16 protein-coding genes are annotated in these 25663 nt (G+C 66.3%); 6 read left to right on the forward strand and 10 right to left on the reverse strand.

The window, feature by feature from the left end; translation table 11 throughout:
• Nucleotides 1–194 precede the first annotated feature (194 nt).
• Nucleotides 195–3659, forward strand: coding sequence for a mechanosensitive ion channel domain-containing protein (locus AC16HO_RS06830; RefSeq protein ID WP_395643773.1), 3465 nt, complete (start codon nucleotides 195–197; stop codon nucleotides 3657–3659).
• Here the strand turns inward: AC16HO_RS06830 and AC16HO_RS06835 are convergent.
• Nucleotides 3611–4573: a nucleoside hydrolase gene (locus AC16HO_RS06835; protein WP_395643774.1), complete on the reverse strand. Its 963-nt coding sequence runs from the start codon at nucleotides 4571–4573 to the stop codon at nucleotides 3611–3613. The genes AC16HO_RS06830 and AC16HO_RS06835 overlap by 49 nt on opposite strands.
• Before the next feature lie 71 nt (nucleotides 4574–4644).
• Here AC16HO_RS06835 and AC16HO_RS06840 point away from each other — a divergent pair, with 71 nt between their 5' ends.
• Nucleotides 4645–5568: a 2OG-Fe(II) oxygenase gene (locus tag AC16HO_RS06840; protein WP_484335341.1), complete on the forward strand. Its 924-nt coding sequence runs from the start codon at nucleotides 4645–4647 to the stop codon at nucleotides 5566–5568.
• Here AC16HO_RS06840 and AC16HO_RS06845 read toward each other — a convergent pair.
• The 5 genes from AC16HO_RS06845 to rpoZ form a co-directional block, all read right to left on the reverse strand.
• Nucleotides 5556–6887, reverse strand: coding sequence for a hypothetical protein (locus AC16HO_RS06845; protein ID WP_395643776.1), 1332 nt, complete (start codon nucleotides 6885–6887; stop codon nucleotides 5556–5558). The two genes, AC16HO_RS06840 and AC16HO_RS06845, sit on opposite strands and share 13 nt — an antisense overlap.
• A gap of 11 nt (nucleotides 6888–6898) precedes the next feature.
• Nucleotides 6899–9073, reverse strand: coding sequence for an ATP-dependent DNA helicase RecG (gene recG / locus AC16HO_RS06850; RefSeq protein ID WP_395643845.1), 2175 nt, complete (start codon nucleotides 9071–9073; stop codon nucleotides 6899–6901).
• 19 nt (nucleotides 9074–9092) lie between these two features.
• A complete protein-coding gene (locus AC16HO_RS06855; RefSeq protein ID WP_395643777.1) occupies nucleotides 9093–9476 on the reverse strand; it encodes a RidA family protein in 384 nt (127 codons plus the stop codon).
• A gap of 105 nt (nucleotides 9477–9581) precedes the next feature.
• Nucleotides 9582–11720 (reverse strand): RelA/SpoT family protein, encoded by a 2139-nt coding sequence (locus AC16HO_RS06860; RefSeq protein ID WP_395643778.1) that lies wholly within the window; start codon nucleotides 11718–11720, stop codon nucleotides 9582–9584.
• Between the two features lie 105 nt (nucleotides 11721–11825).
• Entirely contained in the window at nucleotides 11826–12116 is a 291-nt protein-coding gene (rpoZ, locus tag AC16HO_RS06865; RefSeq protein WP_395643779.1) for a DNA-directed RNA polymerase subunit omega, read from the reverse strand.
• A 337-nt stretch (nucleotides 12117–12453) separates the two neighbouring features.
• Between rpoZ and AC16HO_RS06870 the strand changes: the two genes are divergently transcribed.
• Nucleotides 12454–13278 carry an MlaA family lipoprotein gene (locus AC16HO_RS06870; protein WP_395643780.1) on the forward strand — a complete coding sequence of 275 codons (825 nt, stop codon included), beginning with the start codon at nucleotides 12454–12456 and terminating at the stop codon, nucleotides 13276–13278.
• Nucleotides 13279–13314: 36 nt separating this feature from the next.
• On the opposite strand, the gene agaR is transcribed toward AC16HO_RS06870, so the two are convergent.
• The 4 genes from agaR to AC16HO_RS06890 all read right to left on the reverse strand — a co-directional run bounded on the left by agaR (nucleotide 13315) and on the right by AC16HO_RS06890 (nucleotide 21831).
• The gene (gene agaR / locus AC16HO_RS06875) at nucleotides 13315–14109 is read right to left on the reverse strand and encodes a transcriptional repressor AgaR (RefSeq protein ID WP_395643781.1); all 795 of its coding nucleotides are present in this window, start codon (nucleotides 14107–14109) and stop codon (nucleotides 13315–13317) included.
• Nucleotides 14106–15347 (reverse strand): amidohydrolase family protein, encoded by a 1242-nt coding sequence (locus tag AC16HO_RS06880; RefSeq protein ID WP_484335342.1) that lies wholly within the window; start codon nucleotides 15345–15347, stop codon nucleotides 14106–14108. The genes agaR and AC16HO_RS06880 overlap by 4 nt, the downstream gene beginning before the upstream one ends.
• A 74-nt stretch (nucleotides 15348–15421) precedes the next feature.
• Complete coding sequence (locus AC16HO_RS06885) at nucleotides 15422–18406, reverse strand: TonB-dependent receptor domain-containing protein (protein WP_395643783.1); 2985 nt, start codon at nucleotides 18404–18406, stop codon at nucleotides 15422–15424.
• Nucleotides 18407–18486: 80 nt separating this feature from the next.
• On the reverse strand, nucleotides 18487–21831 hold the full coding sequence (locus tag AC16HO_RS06890) for a TIM-barrel domain-containing protein (protein ID WP_395643784.1): 3345 nt from the start codon (nucleotides 21829–21831) through the stop codon (nucleotides 18487–18489).
• Nucleotides 21832–22202: 371 nt separating this feature from the next.
• Between AC16HO_RS06890 and AC16HO_RS06895 the strand changes: the two genes are divergently transcribed.
• Genes AC16HO_RS06895 through AC16HO_RS06905 form a run of 3 tightly spaced genes read left to right on the forward strand, consistent with a single transcriptional unit; the run spans nucleotide 22203 to nucleotide 25647 of the window.
• A complete protein-coding gene (locus AC16HO_RS06895) occupies nucleotides 22203–23411 on the forward strand; it encodes an SIS domain-containing protein (RefSeq protein ID WP_395643785.1) in 1209 nt (402 codons plus the stop codon).
• Nucleotides 23408–24328 carry a carbohydrate kinase family protein gene (locus AC16HO_RS06900; RefSeq protein ID WP_395643786.1) on the forward strand — a complete coding sequence of 307 codons (921 nt, stop codon included), beginning with the start codon at nucleotides 23408–23410 and terminating at the stop codon, nucleotides 24326–24328. Before AC16HO_RS06895 ends, AC16HO_RS06900 begins: the two co-directional genes overlap by 4 nt.
• Before the next feature lie 26 nt (nucleotides 24329–24354).
• Entirely contained in the window at nucleotides 24355–25647 is a 1293-nt protein-coding gene (locus tag AC16HO_RS06905) for a D-tagatose-bisphosphate aldolase, class II, non-catalytic subunit (protein WP_395643787.1), read from the forward strand.
• The last annotated feature ends 16 nt before the right edge of the window (nucleotides 25648–25663 follow it).

Here is a 25663-nt window from a genome sequence, read left to right on the forward strand (position 1 = left end):
GGGCTCCGCGTAGCGGTACTGCGCTGGGAAAAGAGGCGAATTGTAGCCGGAATTGTACTTGCGGCGCAACACAGCTGCGTTGCCCCTGATCCGGGTCCCGAAATCGCGGCCGACAGGCAGCGGTTCGGTTTGCAGACCGCATAATGCACTGCTGCAGCCACCGCGCCCCGTTCCGCATCGACCGCTCCACGCCCATGCCCCGTTCGCCCCGATCCTCGCGCCCGCCTTCGACCATTCCCGCCCTGCTGCTGGCCGCCGCGGCCGCGATCCTGCCGCTCTGCGCCGACGCACGGCAGGCTCCGCCGCAAGCCGCGCGCCCGGCACCAACGCCGAGCGAGGAGATCCCGGTCGCGCTCGATGACACGATCAACAAGGCTCTCGCGGCGCTGCCGCGCGCACGCGATCTCACCCCGGACCAGCGCAAGAGTGCCGAAGACTTGCTGCGCGACGCACTGACCGATGATCAGGCCGCGAGCGACGCACTTGCCCGCCGCCAGGGCTTTCTCGACGCCGCGCTCAAGGCCGCTCCGGTTGATGCCGCGACCCCGGTTTCGGGCAGCGAGGCCGGACAGAGTTTCGCTGAGTGGCGCGCGAAGCTGCCCGACGACGATAGCTCCGCACAGCTTGCCGATCTGCTCGAAAGCGAGCGCACCCGGCTTGGGGCATCGCGCGCCACGCTGCGCAACCTCGAGGAGACCCTGCAGAAGCAGACCCAGCGGCCCGACGCGATGCGCGACGAACTCGCCGCCGCTCGCGCCGAGCAGCCGGCCATGACCGCGGCATCCGCCACGCTTGCGCCGGACACGGCACGCGCACTTGCCGCGGCGATGCGCCTGCGCACGCAAGCGGCAGAACGCCTGCAACTCTGCCGCATCGCCGCGCTTGAAGCCGAACAGCGTACCTACGAGGCGCGCATCCGCGGCCTGTTCGCACAGCGCAGCGCCGCGCGACGCGACATCGACGAGCACAACCAGCGCGTGCAGTGGCTGGAAAACATGGTCCTCAACCGCTATACAAGCAAGGTCAGCGATCTCGTCATCCAGCTTGGCACCGAGCGCGACAAACTCGACGCCGCACGCGCCGCGCAAGTGCTGCGCGAGGCCGCGGCGAACAACCTCGCGCTCGGGCAGGAACTCGTTGCCACGGTCAAGCGTATCTCGGCACTGCGCGAACTGCAGGACACCTACACGGGCGAACGCAGCAGTACCGAGCAGGCGGCCAAGAGCACCAGGGCGCGCCTCGATCTCGGCGGGGTCAGCGAGGACGTCGGCACCCTGTTGCTCGCCGAGCGGCGCAAGCTGAAGCCGCTGAGCACGCTCGAACGCGAAATCGCCGACCTGCGTAATGAACTCGCGCGCAGCAAGCTCGCCGTGATCGACCTGCGCGACAAGCAGGACCACCTCGAGAACATGGACGGCGCGATCGCGGTGGCGCTCGCCCACGCCGGACATCCGCCGGCGATCACGGGCCCCCTGCACGACGGCCTCGAGCGCCTGCTAACGACGCGCGACGACCTGTACACGCGCCTGATCGCGGCGAAAACCCGTGCGGTCTCGATCGGCGAGGATGCCGAACAACAACTTGCCGGCCTGCTCGCGAGCACCACCGCACTGAACGACATGCTCGACTCCAACCTGCTCGCGATCCCGAGCCACGCGCCGATCGATGCCGCGTGGTTCGGCGATGTCGTGCGCGCGTTGCGCGATATCGCCCAGCCGAAGGAACCCGCGCAGATCGTCGGCATCACCGACTACATGCGCGCGAACGCCACGCTCGCGATCACCGCGCTGCTCATGCTTGGCGCAGCGGTCTATGCCCGCCGACGCGTACCCGTTGAGTTCGAGCGCATCGCCGTACCGATGCGACGCATCCGCAGCGACCGCTATCGCTATACCACCTGGACTCTCGTGCTCACCGTCCTCGCCGCCGCCCCGGTCGCGCTGTTCTGGTCGATACTCGCGCGCCTGTTCCTGCATGCCACCCATGCAGACCCGCTCGAAGGCTCGTTCGGTCTCGCTACCCGCAGCATCGCGACGCCGTGGTTCGTGCTCTCCTTCCTGTACTGGCTCAACCGCGACAACGGCCTCGCCCACCTGCATTTCCGCTGGCTGCGCGCGCGCCGCATGTCGCTGCGCCGCGCCGTGCCATGGATCGCCCTGGCCGTGCTCGTGCCGATCTTCATTCACACCTGGCTGCGCGAGATCAGCAACGACGAGAGCGACGCGACGATCGGCCGAGCGCTGTTCCTGCTCGGCGCGCTCGGCCTCGCCGCGATCGCCTGGCATCTGCTCGGCCGCGGCCGGATCTGGTCGCAGCGCGGCAGCAAGCTCGACGACGAACCGCTGCGTCTGCGCCAGTTCGCGCGCGTCGGCTTCAGCGCCGCCTGCGTTGCCCTGGCCGTGCTTGCCGCGCTCGGCTACTTCTTCACCGCGATCGTATTCGCCGAGCATTTGTTGCTGTCGCTGATCGCGATCCTCGCGCTCGCCGTCGTTCACGGCCTCGCCGTGCGTTGGCTGATCCTCGGCGAGCGCCGCCTCGCCCTCAAGCGCGCCGAGGATCGCCAGATCGCCGAGCTGCAGGCCATCGGGCCGCCCGCAGAAGGCGAGGCGCTGCCGGAAGCCGAGCCCGAACAGATCGCCGTCGCCGATCTCGGTGCGCAGACACGCCGCGTGCTGCGTCTGGTCACCGTGTTGTTGCTCGGTGCGACCCTGCTCGTGATCTGGTCGGACATCGCGCCGGCGCTGAACTTTCTCGACAACTACCGGCTGTGGTCGTCCACCGCCACCGACGCAAGCGGCAAGCAGGTTGCGTTCGATGTGACCCTGCGTGCGGTGCTCGAATCGGCACTGCTGCTGGCTATGACCTTCATCGCCACGCGCAACCTGCCCGGCCTGGTCGAGATCGGCGTGCTGCGCAGGCTCAACATCGACGCGCCGACGCGCTACGCCATCGTAAGCATCGTGCGCTACCTGATCGTGCTCGTCGGCGTGCTTGTCGGCCTGTCGCTGCTCGGCCTGCACTGGTCGAACCTGCAGTGGCTCGCCGCCGGCCTCACCGTCGGCCTCGGCTTCGGCCTGCAGGAAGTCTTCGCCAACTTCATCTCCGGCCTGATCGTGCTGTTCGAACGCCCGGCGCGCGTCGGCGACATCATCACCATCGGCGGCATCGAAGGCACGGTCACGCGCATCCGCACGCGCGCGACGACGATCCTCGACTGGGACAACAAGGAGGTGATCGTGCCGAACAAGACGTTCATCACCGACCGCCTGGTCAACTGGACACTGAGCGACACGACCACGCGCGTGGTGATCAAGGTCGGCGTCGCCTATCGCAACGATCCGCGTCTCGCGCAAAAGCTGTTGCTGCAGGTCGCGGGCGAGCACCCGACCGTCCTCGCCGACCCGCCGCCGCTCGCCTGGATGACCGGCTTCGGCGACTCGAGCCAGGATTTCGAACTGCGCTTCTTCGTCGCCGAGATCGGCCAGCGCAACCTCGTGCGCACCGAACTGCAGATGCGCATCGCCGAGGTGTTCCGCGCCAATGACATCGAGATCGCCTACCCGACGCGCGATGTTTGGCTGCGCAATGCCGCCGGGTCGGGCGCCGGTTCTCAGCCCGCGCCGACGGCCGCGGCGAGCAGCGCCTCGAAACGGGACTGATCGACCTCGAGCACGATGCGCGCGTTTGCGGGCCGGGCGTTGCGATCCTGCCAGTCGACCACGGTGGCGCCGCGCGTGAGCTTGCCGTCGAGTTCGACGCCGACATGGTGGTCTTCGGCGCGCGTGACGATATCGGGTTCGAGCGCGACCGCCATCGCCAGAGCGTCGGCGATCAGCAGTTTCGGCCGGCCACGCCCGCGCGACCAGGCGCGTGTCTTCGCGGTGATCGAGTCGTAGAACTTCGCGCGCGCATCGCCTCGGGCGAGCATCGCCTCGAAGCGCGCGAAGTCGAGGCCATGGCGCATCGTCGCCTCCCAGTCGACGAGGGTGAACTGCGGCCACGCGGAGAACACCACGTGCGCGGCCTCGGGGTCGAAGCCGACGTTGAACTCGGCCGGCACCGTGCCATAGTTGCCTTGCCCGGTCACCGCGCCACCCATGACGACGAGGCGCGCCACGCGCAACGGCAGGTCCGGATCGAGCTTGAGCGCGAGCGCGAGGTTGGTCAGCGGCGCGAGCGCGACGAGGACGAGGCTGCCCGCGTATTCGTGCGAGGCACGCAGGATCGCGAGCGCCGCGTGTTCGCTCTCCGCGCTGCGCGTGCTTGGCGTGTAAGCGGTGTCGCCGAAGCCGTCGCTGCCGTGCACGTCGGCGGCATCTTCCGACGCGTGCACCAGCGGCGTCGCGCAGCCGGCGTAGACCGGCGTCTGCGTGTCGATCACCTCGACCAGCTTGAGTGCGTTGGCGAGCGTGTGCTCGAGGCCGACGTTACCCGCCGCCACCGACAGGCCGATCACCTCGGCGCGTTCGTGCGCCATCAGGATCGCCATCGCGTCGTCGACGCCGGGATCGGTGTCGATCAGCATCTTATACTTTTGCACTTGACACCCATTCTTCGCCTGTGTTTCGCGCATTCTAGCGGAATGCGGCGCACATGCCCGCCCAGCCGTTATCATGCGCGCATCGCATTGAGCGCGCGCATGCCTTGGCCGACATCCTCGACACCCTGATCGATCCGAGCGTACGGTGCGAGGCCGGCACCTTGGCCGCGAGCTTCGCGCAGGCGCTGCCGTTCCGCCACGTCGTGATCGAGAACTTCCTCGCGCGCGATTTCGCCGACGCACTGCTCGCCGCGTTCCCCGCGTTCGAGCAAGGCAATGCGGTCGGCGACGATGGTCGCGCCGGGGGCAAGTCCACGGTCGAGCGCATGGCCGCGCTCGGCGCGGACTACCGCAAGTTCGACGCGCTGGTCCGCACGGACGAATTCCTGCGCTTCGTCGGCCGCCTCACCGGCATCGACGATCTGCTTTACGATCCGTTCTACCTCGGCGGCGGTACGCACGAGAACCGCAACGGCCAGACGCTGCAGGCGCACATCGATTTCAACTACCATCCGAGCGAGCGTTGGCACCGGCGCCTGAACCTCATCGTCTACCTCAACCACGATTGGCAGGCCAATTGGGGCGGCAATCTCGAGTTGTGGCGCGACCCCTACACTGACTCCGAACCAGCCGCTCGCATCGCTCCGGCATTCAACCGCTGCGTGATCTTCGAAACCACCGAGCGCAGTTGGCACGGCTTCGACCGCATCGCGCTGCCGGCGGAGCAAGCGCAGCGTTCGCGCAAATCGGTTGCTCTGTATTTTTATACCACCGGGCGCGCCGCGGCGGAAACCGCGGGCAAGCACACCACCCACTACGTGAACCGCCAACTCCCGGCGCGCTTCGCCGCGGGCCGCACGCTCGACGTCGCCGATGTCGCCGAACTGCGAGAACTGATCGCGCACCGCGACAACCAGCTTCGGCAGCTCTACGCAGAAAACGCAAAGCTGCTGCAGGCGCAGGAACGCGGCCTCGGCGGCCAGGTCCTCTACCTGCTCAAGCGGCTCTACGTGCGCTATCGCCGATAGCCGGGCTGTTTCGGCGCGCAATCGTCGAACGGGGCGAAGCCCAATGCGTGCACGACCTGCAGCCGCTGCAACGCCGCGTCCGCACCGTCGTAGTGCATGCCCTGCAAGGTCGTTCGATCGATGTGCGGCCAGGCCGCGCACAGGATTTGCGCCGTGGCATGCGCTTCGTTTGCCAGGCGCGCTGCGCGCTTGGTCATCGCGCCTGCGTTGACCAGCGCGAACGCGGCGACCGCGCCCAACATGATCCATTGCGCGCGCGGCTTGCGTGCCGCGTTCTGCACGGCAACGAGGCACAAGCCGATATAGCCCGTCCAGAACACCGACGAAAAGCTCACGTAGCGGCTGACGAACGCCTGCGTTGCGCCTTCGTCCGCGCGCGCCAGCGCGGTCAGGACGGCACTCGCCACGCCAAACAGCATCAGCGCAGCCCAGGGTCGCGCCACCCGGCACCGTCTTGTCGCAACCATCGCCACGATGCCGCTCGCAAGCGCGAACAGGGCCAGCCACGGAGCTGCATCGGTGGCAAAGCGCGCAATACCGGCACCGAGATAGTTGAGCGCGTAGTGGGCAGCACGCAACAGCGCCGCCGCAATCTCGCCAGCGCCAGCATCCGCGTATCGGGCGACAAGGCCGGCGCCGCTCGGCAGTACATATGCGGCCGTCAGCCCGAACCCGATCCAGGGCACGGCGAGGCCGATGCGCCGGGGGATGCTCGACTCCGAACGAGCGGCAATCGCAAGCAATGCCACCGGAATCAATGCCAGCGCGGTGCCGAAGCTCAGCAGCGCCAGCACGGCGCCTGGAAGCGCGGCGAGATTGGTCTTCCAGGTCAGTGCAGTTGCGGTAAGGAAATAGATTGCCGCCGCCACACCGGACAGACACAGGAACACCGCGATCTGCCAGCCCCATTGCAAGTTGGCGATGTGTCCGGGGTACAGCACGAGGAAGACCATCAACAGCGCCGTAGCGCGCGCTCCGGAGCCGTCGAGGCGCAGCGTGTCGCGCAGCATGGCCAACACGAACAGCGCATAGACGCACAACAGCACCCAACTTGCCAGGCAATCAAGCCAGGTCTGGCCGTGCGAGATCCACGTCGTCGCGAGCAACAGTGCATAGGCCGCGGTGTGCATATGACCGCCGTGGATATGGAAAAATGCTGTCTGCGCGAGCGTGCCATCCTGCCAGCCGGCATAGATCGGCGCGAAATCGAGATGGTCCCACAGCATGAACGGGATGTGCCAGGCGAGCGTTGCGGCGAGCAGCCCCAGGGCAAGCGCCGTAGCGAACAGGCGCGGGAACAACAGCAATCTGGCGATCATGGACGGCGATTCTACGCACCGGCGAAGCGCGCGGCGTGGCCGATCCAGCGAGCGACCAGGCGCGCGGCCAGATCGGGATGGTCGCGCAGCAGGATTTCGCCGGTCCGCTGTATCGTCGGCAGCAGGTGCGCGTCGCGTGCCAGGTCGGCGACACGCAGGCTCATCTCGCCGGTCTGGCGCGTACCGAGTACTTCGCCGGGGCCGCGCAATTCCAAGTCCTTCTCGGCGATGCGGAAACCGTCGTTCGTTTCCCGCAACACGTCGAGCCGCTGCCGCGCCATGGCCGACAACGGCGCCTGGTATAGAAGTACACAACTGGATTTCGTGCTGCCGCGGCCGACCCGGCCGCGCAGCTGATGCAACTGCGCGAGGCCAAGGCGTTCTGCGTTCTCGACCACCATCAGGCTCGCGTTCGGCACGTCGACGCCGACTTCGATTACGGTCGTCGCCACCAGCAGGGCGGTTTCTCCAGCCTTGAACGCATCCATCGCCGCCTGTTTCTCGGCTGGCTTCATGCGCCCGTGCACGAGACCGATGCGCATGCCGGGCAACGCCGCGGTCAGTTCCGCGTGAGTCACTTGCGCCGCCTGCGCCTGGAGGACGAGAGCTTTGTCGCGGATCCCCCCGCCAGGGCCCGCACGCCCATGCGCGGACTTCTCAACGGAGCTTTCCTCGATCACCGTGCACACCCAGTACGCCTGCCGCCCCTCGGCGCAGGCGGCACGGATGCGTTCGACGACTTCGCCGCGGCGAGTGCCGTTGAGCACCACGGTCGCCACCGGCGTGCGCCCCGGCGGCAGCTCGTCGATGATCGAGACATCGAGATCGGCATACGCGGTCATCGCCAGCGTGCGCGGAATCGGCGTCGCGGTCAGCACGAGCTGGTGCGGAATCTCGTCGCCGGCACGACCCTTGTCGCGCAGCGCCAGGCGCTGATCGACGCCGAAGCGATGCTGCTCATCGATGATGACGAGGCCGAGACGTGCGAACTCGACGCCCTCCTGCATCAGCGCGTGCGTGCCGATGGCGATCTGCGCCGCACCGCGCAGGCCGGCGAGCGCAGAGGTGCGCAGCTTGCCCTTGAGCTTGCCGGCGAGCCAGACGACTTCGATGCCTAGCGGAGAAATCCATTTGTGGAAATTGACGAAATGTTGCTCGGCGAGCAGCTCGGTCGGCGCCATCAGCGCGGCCTGTCGATCGGCCTCGACCGCGGCCAGCGCGGCCAGTGCGGCAACCACCGTCTTGCCCGAGCCGACGTCGCCCTGGACCAGGCGCAGCATCGGCACGGCCTTGCCGAGGTCGCGTTCGACTTCGGCCGTCACGCGCACTTGCGCCGCGGTCGGCGCGAATGGCAGCGCAGCGAGGAAACGCTTGCGCAACCCGCCGTCACCGCGCAACGCAGGCGCCGCCTGCGCACGCAGGCGGTTGCGCAGTTGCCGCAACGACAGATGCTGCGCAAGCAGTTCCTCGAACGCGAGGCGCTGCTGCGCCGGATGGGTGCCGAGGCCCAGCCCGATCAGGTCCGCCGCGGGCGGCGGACGATGCACATAGAGCAGCGCGTCGCGCAGCGAGGTCAACCCGTTCGCTTCGCGCAATGCGAGTGGAATCAGTTCGAGCGCGTCATCCTGCGGCAGTTGCGCCAGCGCGCGCCCGATCAGACCGGCGAGGCGCTTCTGGCCGAGTCCTTCGGTGGTCGGATAGATCGGCGTCAGGCTCTCCTCGACGGGGCTTTGCGCATCTTCGGCCAGGCGTTGGTATTGCGGATGCACCATCTCCAGGCTGTGCTGGCCGCGCCGCACCTCGCCGTAGCAACGCAGACGTGTGCCGACGTCCAGTTGCCTGGCCTGCGCATTGTTGAAGTGGAAGAAGCGCAACAGCAGGGTGGCCGACGACGCGTCGGCGACGGCGATACGCAATTGCGGACGGAAGCGAAAACCTTTCTCGATTGCCTCGATGCGGCCCTCGACCTGAGCGATGTCGCCGACGCGCAGGTCGCGGATCGCGCTGATCCGGGTCTTGTCTTCGTAGCGCAGCGGCAGATGAAACCAGAGGTCCTGCAAGGTGAGAAGCCCGAGCTTCGCCAGCGACTCGCGCAACGCCGGGCCGACGCCGGGCAGCGAATCCGCCGATCTGCCTCCCGCCTGCGCGGGCGGGCCGGGGTCGGGTTGGATCGGGGTCAAGCGCAGGCTCCTGCCTCTGCTTCCTCTACTCGAGCACCGCGATCATGTCGACTTCGACCTGTGCCGCTTTCGGCAGGCCCTTGACCTCGATCGTCGAGCGCGCGGGGAATGGCTGCGCGAAATACTCGGCCATCACCGCATTGACCTGGGCGAAATCGCCGAGGTCGGTCAGATAGATGCCGACGCGGACGACCTGTTCAAAGCCGATGCCCGCGGCGGTCGCCACGGCTTTGAGGTTGTCGAACACGCGCCGCGCCTGGACCGCGATGTCGCCGGCGACGAGCACGCCGCTGGCCGGATCGAGCGGTGTCTGACCGGAGAAGTAGATCGTGTTGCCGACGCGTACGGCCTGCGAGTACGGGCCGATGGCCTTGGGCGCGTGATCGCTGTGGATGATGGTGCGGGACATGGGCTGCCTCTGCGGACGGAAGTGAAAGATGGCGCGAAGTATCCGTCATTCGCGCCCGCGCGGGAATGACGGGCGGGCACCATGCGGTGCCGCCGGTGGCGACCGTCATACCGGATAGCGATAGACCCCGTGCACGACGTTCGCGCGGCGAACGCGATTCATCACCTCCTCGAGATGCCTGCGGTCGCGCACCTCGATCGTGAACATCAGGGTCGAGGTGTTGAGGTCGCGCTCCTGGTACTCGACGTTCTCGATGTTCGACTGGCCATCGGCAATCGCGGCCGCGATCGTGGCGAGCACGCCGGGCTTGTTTTCGACGACGATGCGCAGGCGCACGCGGTAGTCGCCGGTGACTTCGCTGTCCCAGCCCATGGCGATGATGCGCTCGGGCGTCTTGCGGTACTCGGCCGCGTTCGGGCAGTCGAGGCGATGCACGACGACGCCTTTGCCCTGCGAGAGATAGCCGAAGATTTCGTCGCCCGGCACCGGGTTGCAGCACTGGCCGAAGCTGAGCACGCCGCGCTCGCTGCCGGTGATCAGCACTTTCTCCTGCGTGCGCCGCCGCGCCTTTTCCACGCGCGAATGGCCTTCGGCGAGCACGGTCGCGACCTGGTCCGGCATGCGATTGCCCAACGCGATGTCGGCCAGCAGTTCTTCCAGGCGCTTGAACTTGGCGTCGGCGAGATAGCGGTCGAGTGTCTTCAGCGGGATCGCATCGAGGGTCACGCCCTGCGCCTCGAGTGCGCGGTCGAGCATGCGATGACCGAGTTCGACCGCATCCTCGTGCTGCAGGTGTTTCAAGTTGTTGCGGATGGCTACGCGCGCACGCGCGGAGACGACCCATTCCAGCCATTGCGGATGCGGTTGCGCGGAAGGCGCGGTGATGATCTCGACCGTCTCGCCCGAATTCAGGCGCGTGCGCAGCGGCGCGAGCTTCCTGTCGACGCGCGCGGCAACCGCGTGGTTGCCGACGTCGGTGTGCACGAAATAGGCATAATCGAGCGCGGTCGAATTGCGCGGCAGGGAGAAAATCTTGCCCTTCGGCGAGAACAGGTAGACCTCGTCGGGAAACAGATCGACCTTGACGTTCTCGAGGAACTCGGCCGAAGACGCCTCGCGCGCCTGGGTCTCGACCAGACCGGCGATCCAGTCGCGCGCGCGCGACTGCGCGGCGTTCGCCGGCTCGGCGGTTTTGTACACCCAGTGCGCGGCGACGCCGCGCTCGGCGGCCTGGTCCATCTCCGCGGTACGGATCTGGATCTCGATCGGCGCGCCGAACGGGCCGAACAATACGGTATGCAGCGACTGGTAGCCGTTCGCCTTCGGGATCGCGATGAAATCGCGAAAACGTCCGTCGAGCGGCTTGAACAGCGAATGGATCGCGCCGAGCGCGTGGTAGCACTGCATCGTCTCCTCGACGATGACGCGGAAGCCGTACACGTCCATGACCTGATTGAAGGTCTTGTGCTCCTTGTGCATCTTCGAGTAGGTCGAGTACGGCGTCTTGATCCGGCTCATCACGCGACTGGGAACGTGTTCGGCCACCAGACGCGCGGCGAGCGCCGCCTCGATCTTGCCCATCGCCTCGCGCCGGTTGCCGAGCACGCTCTTGATGCGCTCGGAGACGATGCGGTAGCGATCCGGGTAGAGCGCGCGGAAGCCGAGATCCTGCAGTTCCGAGCGGAACTTGTTCATGCCGAGGCGCTGCGCGATCGGCGCGTAGATATCGAGCGTCTCGCGTGCGATGCGCCGGCGTGAGGCGGGTGCCATGCTGCCGAGCGTGCGCATGTTGTGCAGACGGTCGGCGAGCTTGATCAGGATCACGCGCAGGTCGCGCGCCATCGCCAGCAGCATCTTGCGGAAGCTCTCGGCCGCCGCGTCCTGCTGGTTGCGGAACTTGACCTTGTCGAGTTTGGTGACGCCGTCGACCAGTTCGGCGACGGTGGAACCGAACGTCGATTCGATTTCCGCGCGCGGCAGCGGCGTGTCCTCGAGCGTGTCGTGCAGGATCGCGGCGATGATCGTTTCCGTATCCATGCCGAGGTCGGCGAGGATCGTGGCGACCGCGACCGGATGGGTGATGTAGGGCTCGCCGCTCTTGCGCGTCTGCCCGGCATGCGCGCGTGCGCCGGTGAAGTAGGCCTCGCGCACGCGCTCGACCTGCTCGGCCGGAAGGTAGGCCGAAAGGCGCTGTTCCAGCGCCAGCACGTCGGCAGGGACGGTTTCCTGCAGCGCCGTGCTCATGGGGGCGTCCCTAGCGCGCTACGCGAAGCAAAGCAGCACGTTTTGCCCGTGCGCGCTTGCCGTGCAGGGCGCGCATGGGTGAATGACAATGGCTTGCGCCATCGCTCACAGGTCGTCGCCACCCTTGAGGTCGTCGTCGACTTCGGCGGCGGCCCACTCGAGCGCTTCGCGCTCGGCCTTCTCGCGTGCGGCCTTGTCGACCTCGTCGATCAGGTTCTGGTCGATCTTGCGACCGGCGATTTCGCGCAAGGCAAGCACGGTCGGCTTGTCGTTGGCGGTATCGACCGTCGCCTCGGCGCCGTTGGCGAGCTGACGCGCGCGTTTGGTCGCCATCAGGACGAGTTCGAAGCGGTTGTCGACCACTTCCAGACAATCTTCCACGGTAATGCGTGCCATAAATACCTCGAAAATCAAACTGCGAAACCCGGGTCACACGCGGTCCGGAGGGAATCGCGCGGAATTCGAAGTGTCTCGAATGCGCCGATCCGGTGCGGACCGGGAGGTGCGCTGGCATGCGGATCGGTGATCGATCGCACGAAACGCGCGCGGGCTGGTGCAAACTATACGGCGTGCATTGTAGCCGCAGCGCCGCACGCGGCGCAAACCCGACGCCGTGGAACTGAACTGCTGCTGTACTCCGCGACGATTGAAAGTGGGCAGGTGCGTCGCAATTGCGTACGCTTGCGCACCAAACAGGGAACAGCGCCCCGCGCGCCCGCTCTGCGGAAAGCCCATGGACAGTCCACCGATGCCGAATATCTCGACAGCCATCTCTCGTCTCGCCCTCGTTGCCGCCGGTGCCGCGGTGCTCGCCGGCTGCGCGACGCCGACGCCGCGCCGGGACGACCCGTACGAGCAGTTCAACCGCAGGATGTATGCGTTCAACGACTTTGCCGATCGCGTCGCGATCCGCCCGGTCGCGGTCGGCTACCGCAAGGTCACCAACGAGACCTCGCGCCGTCTGTTCAGCAACTTCTTCGCCAACATCCACTCGCCTATCACGATCGCCAACGACCTGCTGCAATGGCAGCCCAGGTATGCGTTCACCCAGACCAGTCGCCTCGTGATCAACTCGACCGTCGGCGTCCTCGGCTTTTTCGACCCGGCCAGCGAGATGGGCATCGACGCGCACACGACCGATTTCGGCGTGACCCTGGCCAAATGGGGGGTGCCGGAAGGCCCGTACCTCGTGCTGCCGCTGTTCGGCCCGACCACCGGACGCGACCTGCCCGCGATCGCGGTCGATCAGTTCGCCCTCGATCCGCTATCGTGGTACGCAAGTTCACACGACTTCAGGTTCCACGCTGAAAACCTGCCGCAGATGGCCTATCTCGTCACCCTGCGCTCCAGCGCGATCGACGCGGAGAGCCTGCTCCAGGGCGTCTACGACCCCTACGTGTTCTACCGCGATGCCTACCGCCAGCGCCGGCTGTACAAGATCTACGACGGCAATCCGCCGCTCGATGCGATCCAGGCACTGCAGGGCGACGAAAACCTCGACGTCGACAAGCTGCTCGAGGAACAACAGCAGTACGAGAAGAACCGGAAACAGCCGTAACATCCGTCGGGCGGCAATTCTCGCCCACGGCCGCGCTCAGACCAGCTTCACCTGCACCCCGGCCTCCTCCAGTGCGCGCACATGTTCGCTCGATGCGCCGGTGTCGGTGAAGATCGCGTGCAGCCCGGACAGCGGCGCGATCACCGACAGGCAGCGCTGACCGAACTTGCTCGAGTCGAACACGCCGACGACCTCGCGCGAGACGCGGATCATCAGCGTGTTGAGCGTCGCCTCCTGGGGGTCGGGCGTGGTCACGCCGACTTCCGTATCGATGCCGTCGACACCGAGGAACAGGCGGTCGGCGGAAAGCTGCGCGAGCATCTGCTCGGCGCCGGAGCCGACCAGCGACTGCGAACTCGCGCGCAGCAGGCCGCCAAGCATCATCACGCGGATTGCCGGGATCGCACCGAGTTCGAGCGCGATGTGCAGCCCGTTGGTGATCACGGTCAGCTCGCCCCACTTGCGCTGGCGCAGCGCACGCGCGATCTCGATCGTGGTCGAGCCGGAATCGAGAATGATCGTTTCACCGTCCTCGACCAGCTTCGCCGCTGCCTGGCCGATGCGCCGCTTCTGCGCGTGACGACGCGTTTCCTTGATGCTCAGCGGCGTGTCGAGCGCATGCGCCGGCGTAGGCAGCGCGCCGCCATGCGCGCGCACGATCGCGGCGTTGCGCGCAAGTGCTTCGAGATCGGCACGGATCGTCACCGGCGAGATCCTGAAGCGCGCCGCCAGCTCCTCGACTGTGGCCCGACCCTCGCGTTCTACCTGTTCGACGATGAGACGGCGGCGTTCTTCGACGAGCAGGCGCGGCGCGGGGGATTCGGTAGTCATGCACTCAAGCCAAGCAGACGGGCGGCGTTGTCGTGATAAATCTTGCGCAATATCGCATCAGGCAGGCCGACGCCGTAAATGGCCCAGCGCCCCTGTGGCGGAATCTCCGCCGGAGCATAGTCGAAATACTCGTCTTCCGTCTCCAGAAACCGATAGTAGATTTCGTAGAGCGCATCGCCGAGCAATTGCTGCGGCACCTCGTCGCCCCACGGTGACGGCACCGCATCGGTGCCGAACAGGATGCGGTCCTGCCAGCGCTCGAAGAACTGCCGGCTCGCGCGCGGCTGGCGCCCGAGTTCGCCGACGCGCGCGCTGATGTCGACGTGCACGTTCGGGTGCCGCGCCAGACAAGCGGAAATCGCGGCGAGGTCCTCGGCCTGCGAACCGACGTGCATGAGCACGAATGTCGTCCGCGGATGGCGCGCGATGACACGGTCGCGCGCGGCGATCAGTTCGTCGTAGCTCGGGAATTCCTCGCCGTAGAACGACCAGTCCGGATGGTTGGCGAGTTCCTCGTAGCGTTCGTTGCGTGCGTCGGTGGGCAGGAAGAACGCGGCCGGATCGGCGCTGTGGATGAACACCGGCAGATTCAGGTCGGCGCAGGTCGCCCACATCGAGTCGAAGCGGCGGTCGTCGATGGTCAGCCGCACACCTTCGTCGACGTGTTCACGCAGGTAGAGGCCGAGCGTCTTCAGCAGCTTGAGGCCGCAGGCGCCGGCGCGCCGGGCGTGCGCCAAGGCATCGGCCTGGCGCCGCGGGTAGTCGGGCTCGGCGATGTGCTCGAACGACGGTTCGGTCATGGTCAGGAAGCGGCCCGGTGCCGCACGATCGAAGCGATCGATCGCGGCTTCCAGTCCGGTGCCGACGCCGCCGGTCAGGTTGACCATCGCGCGGATGCCCTTGCGCTCCATGATCGGCAGCACCTCCTCGGGTGAGGCGAACCAGGTCATCTCCTCGCCGACCGAAACGCCGCTGCGCGTCTGGCTCATCCAGCTCAAATGCGTGTGCACGTCGATCACCGGAAAGCGCGGACGCTCGATGCGCGTCTCGCGCAAGCGCAGCATGCTCTGCGGCCGGAAATCGGTCAGGCGCAGACCGGCCTTGCCCGCATCGCGCACCGTCTGCAGCGGATTCTTTCCGGCGCTGTCGCGCACGATCGACCGTGGCGGCGTGCAGCAGAAGCATCTTGCCCGCGCGGGCGGCACGAGAGCGGGTTGATGCCTTGTCGATATTTTCATCGTCTCATTCTAGTCCGCCCGACGTGGGAAAGCGGATCCGCCACCGAGCCGAAGCCCGGCGGCGGGTGTGGCGTTTACAGGAACTTGTAGGTCAACGAGACGCTGTAGATGCGGCCGTAGTTGTTCGTGTAGTCGCTGGCGTCGCCGAGGAAGCTGTTCGGATCGTAGAACGGCAGACGGTTGAACAGGTTCTTGATCGTGAGGCCGGCCTGCAGCCTCTCGACCGGCTTCCAGGTCACGCCGAGGTTGGCCGTCCACCATGCCGGCACGCCACCACAAAGGTTGGAAGGCAGCGCCAGATAACCGGCGGTGCAGTTCGCCTGCGCATTGTCGACGTCGGTCTGGTCATAGCCCCATTTGGTCTTGCCGGTATAGTTGACGAACAGGCTGGTGGTCCAGTTCCCGTAGTTCCAGTCGGCGTTGAGCGTGGCGCGCAGGCGCGGGTTGTTGTACCAACCGACGACATTGCCGTAGTCCAGGCCCTGGCTCGGATCGTAGAGGATCGTGTCGGTACGACGCGCAATCGTCGCAGCCACGCCAAGGGTCAGCTTGCCCCAGCGATCGAGCGGGAAACGGGCGCGGGCGTCGATGTCGAAGCCATCGACCAGGGTGCGTCCGCGATTCTTGTAGCGACCGACGACACTGGCCACGTTGCCGACGGTATAGGTCGGCAGCGTGCCGGGGCAGACCACACCGCTGGCTGGGTCGGCGCACATCGCGGCCACCGCCGCCATGTTCGCGCGATCGGTGTCGGTGATATCGAATCGAGTCGAAGAGATGATGTCTGCCGGCTTGGTGTAATCGGGCGCGGCGATCTCGTTGCGGCGGTAGATGAACCAATAGTCGGCCGACACGGACAACTGCTTGGTCGGCTCGAACACGAAACCGAGCGTGCTGATCTTGGCCTTTTCCGGCTGCAGGTCGGGATTGGGCTGGGTCACGCGCGCCACCGTGCGGCTGCAATCGGAGTTCAACAGCGTATTGCCGAGGTCCACGTCGCCGGCGCGCTTCGATTGCAGCAGCAGGTTGGCGATCGCGTTGGTTTCGCTGCAACGAGTCGGGTCGCGATAACCACCCAACTGGGCGAAGATGCCGCCGACTCCCGATTCCGCCAGACTCGGCGCGCGGAAACCCTCGGAATAAGTGCCGCGCAACAAGAACTCCGGCACTACCTGGTATTTGATGCCGAACTTCGGCGCGACGTTGGCGTCGAAGTTCGGATATTTGTCCACGCGCAGCGCGCCGTCGACTTCGATCTTGTCGGTGATCGGCGCGACGGCTTCGCCGAATACGGCGCCGGTCGTGCGCTTGCCGTTGAAAAACGAACCGCCCTGCTGCGTGATCAGGCCGTTCGCCGCATCCGTATTGCCCGGCGTGTAAAACGATTCGCGCGCCACGCTGAAACCGAACGCCGCACGCATCTCGCCCGCGGGCAGCGTGGCCAGCGGGCCTTCGATCTTGCCGTCCCAGGTGGTGAGCCGGGTCCAGGAGCGGATGTCGAAGGTGGGATAGGCTGCGCGCAGCAGCGCAGCGTTCGCATCGCTGATCACGCCGAATTGGTAGGCCGGGTGGTCGGAGATGATCACGCGGCCGGTACCTGGATCGATGGTGAACGGACCAAACGCCTTCTTGAAACCTTCGAGATTGACGTTGACCGTTTGATAGGTGACCGACGCCGAGCCGGCAGTAGTGAGTGCGCTTTCCCAGTCCCAGTCGCCGAAGTTGCCGCGCAGACCGGCGAGGGCACGGTAGCTCTCGTCGGTGTTGTGCTGGCCGAAGTAGCCGCTGCCCACATCCTGCAACAGGTATTGCAGGCCCACGACCCCGCCCATCAGCGCCTTCAGCCCGGGGCTGGCGTGGTTGTACTCGTTGTTCGGGCCGAGGAACGGATAGAAGAACTTGTTGACGCTGGAGCCGGTGTTGCGCGCGAACCAACTGGTCGGGTTGCCGGTCGTGGTGTTGAACGCACGCGGCGTGCCGCCGTTGGCCTTGAGGTCGATGTCGGTGTAGGTCACCTCACCAAACGCCTGCAGCGAATCGGTCAGCTGGAACGTACCGTGTAGATAGCCGGTGGCCCGATCCGACTGCGCACCCGCGTCGATCTGGTTGTTCAGCCAGGTCTGCCACACGCAGCGCGTACCGGCGGCTTCAGTGATCTTGTTGTTGCAGCCGGGCGCCGCTTCCTGCACGCGCGCGCCGGTCTTCGGATCGAAGGCGAAATAGGAGCCGGGATTGAACACACCGGGCGCACTGCCCGTGTCGAGGCGGAAATTCTTGATGTAGTTCGGATTGTTGACGTAGAACTGCGCCGGCTTCTTGTCGTACCAGTCGGAAAGCGGGATCGGATCGCGCCGGTACAGGTTGATCGAGCCGTAGACGTTGTAGCGGTCTTCGGCGAGGTTGCCTGTGCCGGCGGTGATGCTGGCCTGATGCTCGCCGTAGGTGCCGATGCGCGAGGAACTGTCCGACGACAGGCTCAGCTCGGCACCCTGGTATGCCTGCCTGGTGATGACGTTGATCACGCCGGCGACCGCGTCGGTGCCGTACACGGCCGAGGCGCCGTCGGTCAGCACTTCCATGCGCTCGATCGCGGCGGCGGGAATCGCGTCTATGTTGACGAATTGGGTCTGGAACCCCGCCGGCGCCCCGTAGTACGACAGGCGACGGCCGTTCAGCAGCACCAGCGTGCCCTGTGCGCCGAGGCCTCGCAGGTTGGCCTGGGATGCGCCGTCCGAGCCGGTGAACAGCGACTTGAAATCCTGTTGCGCGGGGCGTGCGGCGGGCAGATTGTCGAGCACCTGCAGCAGGGTGCGCGCGCCCATGCTTTCGATTTCCGCCTTGCTGATGATCTGCAGCGGCGAAGCGGTCTCGATGTCGGTGCGTTTGATGTTGGATCCGGTGACCTCGATGCGTTCCATCTGCGTGGTGGTTTTCTTGTCGTCGTTCTTGTCCTTGTCCGGCGACGCTTCCTGCGCGGCCAGTGGAACGGCGGCCAGCACTGCGGCCAGGGCGACGGACAGGCGGGTCAAGGCGATGCGGTAGTGACGGCTGGAAGACATCTTCGTTTCCTCGTTCGGCAGCGGAAGCCGCTGTGGCGTTGGATGGTTTGCGGGGTGTCGTGCGATGACCAAAAAAAGGATCAGGGTGAAACGATGCTGGCGGTGTCGCCTTCCTGGCCTATCAGCGCCGCGTTGGCCCAGTTGGCGCAGACCTGCGCCGGACGCGGGCCCTGCGCACCAAGGGTGCGCAGACTCAAACCGTGCAGGCCACGGATGTCGAGGTCGGGCTTGACCACACCGGGCGCCTTCACCAGGCCGCTGTCGTAGAGCAGCCGCTCGTCGCCCCAGATCTGGAATTGCAGGCCGCCCGCGTCGCGGCAGCTGTCGTCGATGCCGAGGTCGGCACGCAGCAATTGCCAGTTGCCGTCGAGCTTCACGTCGATGCGGCTGGCGGGGCCGACGCCGAGGCCGCGGCGGAATTGCAGACCGTTCATGCGCATCTCGGCCTTGCCGCCGAACGCCTTGTCGCGCGCAACATTCTTCACCAACGTTTCCGGCAGGGTCAGTTCGGACAACGGGCGTTGCTGCTGCGCGCGTTCGTCGACGCGGTGTTCGAGGATGTGGAACGTCGACAGCGCGATCGGGCCGACGTCGCGCGGCCGCAGCGCGTCGAACGCGCGTACCTTGCCGGCTTGCGCGGCACCAACCATCGGATCGAGATCGCTGGCGCCGTCGCCTTCGGGGTTCTGCACGCTGAGCACGCGGAAACGCAGCAGGCGGCCCGCGTGCGGTGCGAACTCGATCTTCTGCATGCCTTGCTCGAGCTTGAGCCGGCCTTTGGTGATCGGCTCGCCCCACTCGCCATTGCTGTCGGCGAGATAGACCTCGTAATCGCGCACCTGGCCGTGCTTCCAGTTCTTGTCGTTGCGCGGCGCGAGTTCGATGCCGTCGATCAGCTTGCGTTCGCCGAAACCGATCGTCCATTCGTGCGCGCCGGTGCGCACGGCCTGGTTGCGCACCGTGCGGAACCACGTCGCCGGATCGTCGTCGAACGCATTCTCGAGCGCATGGCCCGGCTCTTCCGCGGGACGATTGACCACGAGCAACCCGTCGGCAGGCAATGCGCGGCCCAACGCCGGCGCGGCGGGGAAATCGTCGTCGGGCACGGCCGGCGCCACGGCGATGTCGAGACGGAACACCAGCGCGGTGCGGATGTCGACCGGCGCGGTGCGCACGTGCAAGGTGCCGCGGCGGTCGCTCGCATCGAAGTACCAGCCTTCCTTCGCCGCATCGAACGCGGCACGGTCGGCGAGCTTCGGCAGCGCGCGGCCATCGAGATCCACCGCTTTCGGCTGCTGGCGGGCGAGCACACGCAGCGCGTAGCGGCGCTGCGGCAGTTGCCCAGCGTACCGGCCTTTCACCGCATCGATGCGCACGCGCACTTCGCCTGCGCCTTGTGCTGGCGCCTGCATGGTGACCATCTGTTCGCTCGATTCGCCCTGGGCGTAGCGGCGCGTGTGGCCGTCGTCTTCGTACAGCGTGTACTGCGATTCGCCCTGCGGATAGAGATCGAAGGTGACTTCGTCCAGCGGCTTCTCGCCGTCGAACAGCATCGCCGGGTACATCGGCAGGATCGCGCCCGCGCGCACGAACAGCGGCAGCGTCGCCAGTTCCACCTGGCGGTCGATTTGCCGCCCCGGCGCCCCGGCCTGCAACTGGCGACCGTCCCAGTAGTCGATCCAACGGCCCTGCGGCAGGTGGATGTCGCGACGCCAGCCGCGGCTTGCGGCCTGGCTGCGGTACACCGGCGCGATCAGCAGGTCGCGACCGAGCAGGAATTGGTATTTGTACGCCTCGCCCGCGGCCTGCGGATCCTGCGGGTAATCCCACATCAGGCCGCGCACGATCGGCGCGCCGCGTGTTTCCGCTTCGTGCGCGAGACCGTACATGTACGGAGTCAGGCGCATCTTCAATTTCAGATAGTCGCGATTGATGCTGCGGTAGGGCTCGTCGAACGCCCACGGATGCTTGCGCACGTTCGCGGACCAGCCGGACATGCCCATCAGCACCGGCGTGAACGCCTTCCATTGCAAATCGCGGGTGAAGGTTTCCGCGCTGCCGCCGAAGATGCCGTCGACATCACCGGTCGCATAGGCATAGCCGGACAGGCCCGAGCCGATCAGCGTGGGAATGTGCCAGCGGATGTAATCCCAGCTGCCGCTCTGGTCGCCGGTCCACGCCACTGCGTAGCGCTGGATGCCGGCCCAACCCATCACCGTCCACAGGAACGGGCGCGAATCGGAGTTGTTGAAGATGCCGTCCCAGGCGGAGTGGTTCGCATCCATAGCAAACTGATAGCCCTGGCCGGTCCACGCCACGTCGAGCTTCTGCACCCGTGTGCCGGCGGTGCCGACTTCCCAGGCGATCTTCTCGACGCCGTTCTCGGTCCAGAGCCCGGTCTTGAAGCCGTATTTTGCCAACCCCTGCACGACCTTCTGCAAATCGGTGTAGCCACAACCGTAACCGTCGTTGGGCAGGATCCAGCCGCCGGGCATGTCGAACTCGCGGTACTTTTTCGCGACGCTGTCGATCACGTCCGGCGTAGTGCCGGTCGGACCGTCGCTCCAGCCTTCGGGTACGGTGCCGGGCTTCTTCCTGTTGTCGCCGTCGTTGTAGCAATCAGCGTCGCCGTAGGAATAGCCCCAGCGTGGCAACAGGCCGGCGCGTCCGGTCAAAGCGGTGTAGCGATCGAGCAGTTCGTGCAATCCCGCGCCGACGAAGTAGTACGCGTCGAAGCGGTCTTCCTTGTGCGACAGCACGGCCTGGTCCGGCTGGCGCAGATCATAGTCACCGTCTGCCCAGGTGTTGCGCAGCATGCCCCAGCCACGCGAGCTGAGCAGCATTGGCGCCGGGCTCGGGCGATCGCCCTCTTCCCAACCGCCGGAATAGGAAATTTCCAGCTCGCGACCCTTGAACTCGAAACGTCCGTTCTGCTGGCCGCCTCCGTAGAAACGTTCGTCGGGCGTACTCGACAGCACCTGTGCGCTCAGCGCCTTGCCGAGATCGAGCGACTGCACCTCGCGCCACAGCGGCACGACCTTGCCGGCATCGATACGGTCGAGCGCGAAGCGCAGCGGCCGGCGCTGGATGTGCAGTACCAGCGCCTCGGTACGGATGCGCACTTCGTTCGCGTCTTCCTCGACGCTGAACGCGGCCCGCTCTCCGACCTGCGGCAGCACGATGGAAGTGGCCTTGTCACCGGCCGCGAGCAGCTTGCCGTCGCGTCCGGCCTGCAGTCGAAACATGTCGGCGCGCAGCAGTTCGATGCGGACGCGGGCGCCGCCGTCGGTGGCCAGCTCCCACGCCGTTACCGCGCCGCCATCAGCCGCCTGCGCGACGCTGCGCAGGTTGCCGATCGCGTCGGCATGGGCCGGACGAAACCATATCGCGAGGATCGCGATAAGGAGAGCCCGCCAATGAACCACGCCTCTTCCCCGCATTCCAGTCTGCCCCATGGGATCAACGCCACGCGAAAGTTTGAAAACTATTGATTGACTTTATGCTGTACACGCAACAAATGTCAATAAATTTGAAAGAAAAAGAAAGTATATGAATTCAAACGAAAGTATGAATTCACCATCTGCGGTACGAAGTCCACGTTTCGCCAAACCGATGGTTCCGCGCCCCGGCAGGCCGAAAGTACAGGGAAATGCCGGGAAGCATGTCCGGCATGGTTCCGCCACAGCAACATTGGGCGTACAGTTGACGGACGGGCTGAGATCCTGCTTGCATCTTTCGTTTACTTTCGATATATTTCTATTAGTATAGAAAATATTTCATTTAATTACTCTTCCCCATGCCAGTCACTCCCAGCGACATCCTTGCGCCATCGACTGAACTCGACCGACTTTTCGCCGCCGGCGTCGAGGAACAGCGCCAAGCCGGCTATGCGGACACCTTGCGCGAAATCCTGCAGCAGCCGCAGACCTGGCGCGATACCGCGACCCTGCTCGCCGCACCAGCCGTCGCCGCAGCGCTCGCGCAGGTACTGATCTCGCACCCCGAGCACATCGTGCTGACCGGATCGGGCAGTTCCGTGCACGCGGGCGAATGTCTCGCCGCGGTGCTGCAGGCCACCCTGCGCATTCCCTGCCGCGCCATTCCCGCGGGCGATCTGCTGACCCATCTGCGCGGCACGCTCGCACCGGGTCGCGGTCTGATCGTCTCGATCGCACGCTCGGGCGACAGTCCGGAAAGCGCCGCCGTGGTCGATTCGATTCTCGCCACGGCGCCCGCCTGCACACACCTCATCGTGACCTGCAATGCGAACGGCCGCCTGGCGACGCGCTACCGCGACGAACCGCGCGTGCGCATGCTGCTGCTCGACGCACGCACGAACGATCGCAGCCTGGTCATGACCAGCAGCTTCACCAACATGCTGCTCGCCGGCGGCGCACTCACGCAAGGCAACGCAGGCGCGTATGCAGCAAGCACCCAGCTTGCCGCCGAAGCGGCGCAACGCGTCTTCGACCGCCACGCCGATGCGCTGGCGATGATCGCGCGCCAGCCATTTGCGAATGCCGTGTATCTGGCCAGCGGGGCCGGCCTCGGCGCCGCGCGCGAATCCGCGCTGAAGATGCTCGAAATGTCCGGCGGCGCGGTGGCGACGATGGCGGAAACCTTCCTCGGCCTGCGCCACGGCCCGATGTCGGCACTCAACCGCCCGAGCCTCGTCGTCGCCTTCCTCTCCGCGCAGGCGAGTGTGCGCGACTACGAATACGATTTGTTGCGCGAGCTCGAGCGCAAGCAGCTCGGCCTCGCGCGCGTGATCGTCGGCGAGAACATTCCGGCCGGCGTGGTTGGCGCGGGCGATCTGGCGATCGATCTGCCGGGCCTCGACGCGCTCGAGGAAACGCAGCGCCACATGATCGACGTCGTCGTCGGCCAGTTGCTCGCGTTTTTTCGCTGCCTGCATCTGGGTCAGAAACCCGATGCGCCTTCGGCCGGCGTGCTGACGCGCGTGGTCGAGCACTTCGCCATCCACCCGGCCGGCGACGCGCGATGAAGCGCGTCGTCGTCGCCGGCGAGATCAACGTCGACCTGATTTTCACGGGCGTGTCCGAGCTGCCTCGGTTCGGCCGCGAGACGCTCGCGCAAACGTATGCGCAATGCCCCGGTTCGTCGTCGATGATTCTCGCGATGGGCCTGGCACGACTCGGCGATCCCGTGCGCTTCGTCGGCCGCTGCGGCGACGATGCCTTCGGCCGGCTGTGCATCGACGCGCTGCGCGAGCGCGGCGTCGACACCACGGCAGTGATAGCCGGCAACGGCTTGCGCACCGGCGTCACCGTGGTGATGTCCTCGCGCACCGACCGCGCCCTGCTCACCTGGCCCGGCGCGATCGCCGAGCTCACTGCGGAGGATTTGAGCGACGACGTTCTCGCCGATGCGCAGCACCTGCACGTGTCGTCGTACTACCTGCAAACCAAGCTGCGCCCGCAACTGAACGAACTGTTTGCGCGTGCGCACGCGGCAGGACTGACCACCTCGCTCGATCCCGGCTCCGATCCGGAGCAGCGCTGGGGGCGCGAGTTGATCGACCTGCTGCACAACGTCGACGTGTTCATGCCGAACGGCAGCGAAGCGTGCGCGATCAGCGGCACCGATACGCCCGAAGAAGCATTGCAAGCGCTCGACAACGGCCGCACACGCATCGTCATCAAGCTCGGCAGCCGCGGCGCGACGACGCTCGATGCGGGCAAGACTCTTTTCGCCGCGGCCTACGCGACGCAGGCCGCCGACACGACCGGCGCCGGCGATTCGTTCAATTCCGGCTTCCTCCACGCGTGGCTGCGCGATCGACCCGTGCTCGATTGCCTGCGCTGGGGCAACGCCTGCGGCGGGCTGTCCACGCGCGGAATCGGCGGCACGGCGACGCAAGGCACGGCCGAGGAAGCGCTCGCGCTGATCACAGCCCGGTAAACAAACCAGAGACCGATGCACTCGACATGAAAGCGCTACTCGACCTCGTTGCACGCCATCGTTCCGGAGAAGCCATCGGCATCGCATCGATCTGCTCGGCGCACCCGGTGGTGCTCGACGCCGCGCTGATCCACGCGCGCGGGAACAATCGTCCCGTGCTCATCGAAGCGACGTCGAACCAGGTCAACCAGTTCGGCGGTTACACCGGCATGCGCCCGGCCGATTTCCACGACTTCGTCATGGACAAGGCGGACCGTGCGGGTCTCGCGCGCGAGCAGGTGCTGCTCGGCGGCGATCATCTCGGTCCGAACGCATGGCAGGACGAGTCCGCCGCTTCGGCGATGGCGAAGTCCGACGTGCTGATCGACGAATACGTCGCCGCAGGTTTCCGCAAGATCCATCTCGACTGCTCGATGTCGTGCGCTGACGATCCCGCGGTGCTGACCGACGCAGAAGTCGCCGCGCGCGCGGCGCGCCTTGCCGCCGTCGCCGAACGCACGTGGCAGCGCAGCGGCGGCGAAGCACCGGTCTACATCGTCGGCACCGAAGTGCCGGTGCCGGGCGGCGCGAAGGAAGCGCTCGACGAACTGCAGGTCACCGATCCCGAAGCAATGGCGGCGACGGTCGAGGCGCATCGCCGCGCCTTCGCCGCGCACGGTCTCGACGAAGCATGGCGGCGCGTGATCGGTCTGGTCGTCCAGCCCGGCGTCGAGTTTGACCACCACGACGTGGTCGACTTCCAGCCCGGGAAGGCACGCGCGCTCAGCGCCGCAATCGAACGAATTCCGGGACTCCTCTACGAGGCGCATTCCACCGACTACCAGACGCCCGCGGCGCTCGCCGCACTCGTGCGCGGCCACTTCGCGATTCTCAAGGTCGGACCCGGCGTGACCTATGCGTTGCGCGAAACGTTGTGGGCACTGTCGTTCATCGAGGACGAGATGCTGGAAGCCGCGAAGCGCTCCGACCTGCGCCGCGTCGTGCTCGATGTCATGCACGCCGAGCCGAAGTACTGGAACAAGTACTACACCGACGCCGCGCGCCTGACGCTCGATCTGCAATACAGCCTCAGCGATCGCATGCGCTACTACTGGGCGCATCCGCGCATCCGCGCGGCCTGCGACACGTTGCTGCACAACCTCGACGCAGCCTCGCCGGGCGGTGCGCTGCCGCTGGCGCTGCTCAACCAGTACCTGCCGTATCAATACGACGCCGTCCGCGCCGGACGACTGGCGAATTCCGCGACCAACCTGCTGCGCGCCGGCGTCACGCGCGTGCTGGAGCACTACGCGCGAGCCTGTTGCCCAAGCCTTTCATGAACACGCCATCATCGCC

Source organism: Rudaea sp., from assembly GCF_057139185.1.